The following is a 4,110-nucleotide window of genomic DNA, read 5'->3' on the forward strand; positions in this document are numbered from 1 at the left end:
AGGGGCGGCTGGTGCGCCGAAAATGCTCAATATTGGTTTGCATTGCCGGTTGGTGGGGCGACCCGGACGGATTGCGGCGTTAAAACGCTTTATCGAATATGTGCAAAGCCACGATGATGTTTGGATCGCCAAACGCATAGAAATTGCTGAACATTGGGCCAAAAATCATCCTTTTGTAAAACGACAAAACCGCCCTTCAACACTTACCAAACCAAAATTTGTTGCCCAATTTGGTGGTGTGTTTGAACATTCCCCTTGGATTGCTGAACGCGCCTATGAACGCGAAATGGGCGCAGCCCATGACACAGCGATTGGTGTACATTCTTTGTTGGCTGCAGAATTTCGCAAAGCTAACGAAGACGAACGCTTGGGCGTTTTGCGCGCGCACCCAGATTTGGCCGGCAAGTTGGCCGCAGCAAAACGTCTTACCGCTGAATCAACATCTGAACAGGCATCGGCGGGCCTTGATGCACTCACAGACGCTGAGCGGGAACGGTTTACAACGTTGAACAGTGAATATGTGGCCAAACATGGTTTTCCGTTCATTATTGCGGTTAAAGGTCTCACAAAAGATCAAATTCTTGCGCAGTTTGAAAAGCGCATTCACAATGACAGCGAAACAGAGTTCTCAACCGCTTGCAAACAGGTGGAGCGAATTGCCCTTTTGCGCCTCAAGGATATGGTGAAGTAGATATGCCAAATTCAAAATACTACGCACCGACGGGCGGATTGCCGCCCCAAAGCCAATTGATGACCGGGCGTGCCATATTTACCGACGCCTATGCAGTTATCCCAAAAGGCGTGATGAGCGACATTGTCACCTCCTATTTGCCCCACTGGGAAGACACTAGAGCGTGGATTATCGCGCGTCCTTTGTCAGGTTTTGCTGAAACATTTGCCCAATATATTGTTGAAATTGCACCGGGCGGTGGCTCCAACAGGCCGGAACCGGACCCAAAATCTGAGGCGGTTTTGTTCGTTGTTGAAGGCGAGTTGGATCTTGAATTGGATGGGCAAACCCATCGCATGGCCGAGGGTGGCTATGCTTATATTCCCCCATCTGCCGATTGGTCCGCACATAATGCCACCGCGCATCCGGTGAAATTTCACTGGATCCGCAAGCAGTATGAAGCGGTTGAAGGGATCAACCACCCCACAGCTTTTGTGACCAACGAAAAGCTGACTCCAGCCAACCCAATGCCCGACACAAATGGAGCATGGGCGACCACTCGTTTTGTCCAGCCTGATGACTTGCGCCACGATATGCATGTGAACATCGTTACGTTCGAGCCGGGTGGCGTAATCCCTTTTGAAGAAACCCATGTGATGGAACACGGGCTCTACGTCTTGGAAGGCAAGGCAGTCTATAAACTCAATTCGGATTGGGTGGAGGTGGAGGCTGGCGACTTTATGTGGTTACGCGCTTTTTGCCCGCAAGCTTGTTATGCGGGTGGTCCGGGCAAGTTCCGCTATTTGCTCTATAAAGACGTGAACCGCCATCCCAAACTCAGCCTCAAAGGATAGAGCAATGGACAGCATCGAAATTGTGCCGCTAACCGAAGAGCAGTTCGCTCCGTTTGGTGAAGTGATCGATCTGAGTAAGGCTGAACACTTTGGGATCAACAATGGCATGTGTACGCGGTTTAATGATCTCGCGACGGTGGAATTAGGGGGCAAGGACGCGCGCACTTTGGTCAATGTGTTTCGCGGCAAGCCCTATGATCTACCTTTGCACTTAAAAATGGTCGAACGCCATCCGCTTGGCTCGCAAGCCTTTATCCCCATGACCAAACGCCCGTTTTTGGTGATTGTGGCCCACGACACAGACGGCGTGCCGGGTACGCCCTTGGCGTTCCTTACCAAACCCGGGCAAGGCATAAATATTGGCCAAAACGTGTGGCACGGGGTGCTGACCACACTCGGTGAAATAAGCGATTTTGTGGTGGTCGACCGGGGTGGGCGCGGCGACAATTTGGAAGAATATTTCTTTGAAGAAGGATTTATCGTAGATTTTGGCGACTAGCGCCGATCCAATTTGCGTCCCAACACCAGCGAGCTTTGCGTGCGGCGCACGCCGGGAATGAGGGCGATTTCGTCGATTACCTCGTCGATGTCTTCAAGTTGCGGGGCTTCTACGGATACCAGCAAATCGAACTCTCCGCTAATCGCAAGGCTCAGTTTAACTTCGGGAAAGCTGGCCAGCTTTTCATTGATTTGCTTATTCTGTTGCTGCAGCACTTCGATCAGCACAAAGGCTTCGACCATCTGTTGGCCGGGATCTTGCGCCAATTTTACCGTGTAGCCTGTTATATAACCCATGCGCTCAAGCCGTGTGATGCGTTCATGCACAGTGGTGCGGGCAATACCCAGTTTCTTGGCAATATCAGAGGTTTTTGCCCGCGCATTGGCCTGCAACAGGGCAACCAACTCGCGGTCTAAATCATCTCGTAGAGGTCGATTGGTCACGGCATGCTCTCGCTTCGGTATTTCGGCAATTATCCGACATTATGACGATTTGGTCCATCCCAATTGTTCTCATTGATTCAGTGTAAACTTGAGTTAACGAACGATTTAGAATCGTCATTTCAACGGATCTCTGTGATATTTATCGTCATAATGACGATATTCAGCGTTTCGTATCGCTATATTCTGACAGTCATTTCCAGCACAATAGTCCCAGTTTAGTTTTCCAACCTGAGGGATAAATATGAATTGGGAAGTTTTGGTTGTTGGCGGTGGTAAAATTGGTCGCATGGTGGCGGTGATTTTGCAAAATGCGCCAGAGTTCAACGTCACAATCGCCGATGCAGACGAAAAGATGCTCGCACAAGTGGCCGAACTTGGTATTGCTACGAAGAAGGTTGACGTTTCCAACGAAGTTGAGCTTTTGGGCGCGCTTGATGGCAAAAACGCTGTATTGAGCGCCGCGCCCTATTTCTTAACACCAGCCATTGCAACCGCTGCGAAGAAAGCCGGAGCCAACTATTTCGATCTTACTGAAGATGTGAAATCGACGAAGTTTGTGATGGATTTGGCCAAAGACGCCAAGTCAGCCTTTATGCCTCAGTGTGGTTTGGCCCCGGGCGCGTACAGGATTTACCCTCCGCCTGCCGCCAATGTGGTATGACTCGTCCACTGCTCGTGGCCGATCCAGGTCTTTTGGGCTTACCGCCACACACCGAGGTTGAGCGCGTCCTGGTCAACGCGGGCTACTCTGTGGCTGTTTTTAGCGACCTTCAGCCCAACCCCGTGGGCGATAATATCGCCGACGGGGTTGCAGTATTTAGTGCTGGCAAGCACGACGGCGTGATTGCGCTTGGCGGAGGTAGCGCTATTGATGCAGCAAAAGCAATTGCCTTTCAAAGTGGTCAAACTCAAGATCTGTGGTCTTTCGAAGACGAGGGCGACAATTTTGTAAACGCAAATAGTGCAAAAATTTCACCTATTGTAGCGCTGCCTACCACCTCGGGTACAGGTTCGGAGGTGGGCCGCGTCGCGGTCATTGCCAATGAAGTAGAGCGGCGTAAGGTGCTGATATTTCACCCCAAAATGATGCCAGAAATTGTCATTCTAGACCCGCAGCTAACGGTGGGCTTGCCCCCGACGATCACCGCCGCCACCGGCATGGATGCACTGGCGCACTGCCTTGAGGCCTACTGCGCAGTGGGCTTTCACCCCATGGCAGACGGCATCGCTGTACAGGGTATGCAACTGATTAAACAGTGGCTACCGATTGCCTTTCGAGAGGGCGGCCACATTGAGGCGCGGGGCCACATGCAAGTGGCAGCAACCATGGGAGCCACGGCTTTTCAGAAGGGCCTGGGCGCTATTCATGCGCTAAGCCACCCGGTTGGGGCTATTTACGATAGCCATCACGGGCTGACCAACGCGGTATTTATGCCCTATGTTGTTGCATTCAACAAGCCGGCAATCAGCGCGCGGTTGCCGGCGCTGGCGAGGGCCCTGGACTTGCCAGCTGATGACGAAAACACCGCTTTCGAGGCTGTGCTGGACTGGATACTGTCACTGCGAAAATTGCTGGACATACCTCACACCCTCACCGACATGGGCCTGGATGACCAACTCGTAGATCAAGTGTGTGCCATGGCT

At 51.9% G+C, this 4,110-nt stretch carries 6 protein-coding genes; 5 read left to right on the forward strand and 1 reads right to left on the reverse strand.

Going from position 1 to position 4,110, the window contains the following annotated elements:
• The 3 genes from uraD to Q0231_RS11340 all read left to right on the forward strand — a co-directional run.
• Positions 1 to 691: 2-oxo-4-hydroxy-4-carboxy-5-ureidoimidazoline decarboxylase (gene uraD / locus Q0231_RS11330; protein WP_299347750.1), on the forward strand; the 691-nt coding region annotated here is incomplete at its 5' end.
• Positions 692 to 693: 2 nt separating this feature from the next.
• Complete coding sequence (locus Q0231_RS11335; protein ID WP_269393261.1) at positions 694 to 1,524, forward strand: bifunctional allantoicase/(S)-ureidoglycine aminohydrolase; 831 nt, start codon at positions 694 to 696, stop codon at positions 1,522 to 1,524.
• Between the two features lie 4 nt (positions 1,525 to 1,528).
• Entirely contained in the window at positions 1,529 to 2,023 is a 495-nt protein-coding gene (locus Q0231_RS11340; RefSeq protein WP_269393262.1) for an ureidoglycolate lyase, read from the forward strand.
• Here Q0231_RS11340 and Q0231_RS11345 read toward each other — a convergent pair.
• On the reverse strand, positions 2,020 to 2,466 hold the full coding sequence (locus Q0231_RS11345) for an Lrp/AsnC family transcriptional regulator (RefSeq protein ID WP_269393263.1): 447 nt from the start codon (positions 2,464 to 2,466) through the stop codon (positions 2,020 to 2,022). The two genes, Q0231_RS11340 and Q0231_RS11345, sit on opposite strands and share 4 nt — an antisense overlap.
• Before the next feature lie 241 nt (positions 2,467 to 2,707).
• Between Q0231_RS11345 and Q0231_RS11350 the strand changes: the two genes are divergently transcribed.
• Positions 2,708 to 3,127, forward strand: coding sequence for a saccharopine dehydrogenase NADP-binding domain-containing protein (locus tag Q0231_RS11350; protein WP_299347751.1), 420 nt, complete (start codon positions 2,708 to 2,710; stop codon positions 3,125 to 3,127).
• Positions 3,124 to 4,110: iron-containing alcohol dehydrogenase (locus tag Q0231_RS11355; protein WP_299347752.1), on the forward strand; the 987-nt coding region annotated here is incomplete at its 3' end. The genes Q0231_RS11350 and Q0231_RS11355, both read left to right, overlap by 4 nt.

Source organism: uncultured Maritalea sp., from assembly GCF_937139385.1.
Classification (GTDB): domain Bacteria; phylum Pseudomonadota; class Alphaproteobacteria; order Rhizobiales; family Devosiaceae; genus Maritalea; species Maritalea porphyrae_A.

Bases quoted from the DNA above. Each gene is read 5' to 3' on its own strand.
- Q0231_RS11340 (WP_269393262.1), top strand. From the start codon at position 1,529: ATGGACAGCATCGAAATTGTGCCGCTAACCGAAGAGCAGTTCGCTCCG.
- Q0231_RS11350 (WP_299347751.1), top strand. From the start codon at position 2,708: ATGAATTGGGAAGTTTTGGTTGTTGGCGGTGGTAAAATTGGTCGCATG.
- Q0231_RS11335 (WP_269393261.1), top strand. From the start codon at position 694: ATGCCAAATTCAAAATACTACGCACCGACGGGCGGATTGCCGCCCCAA.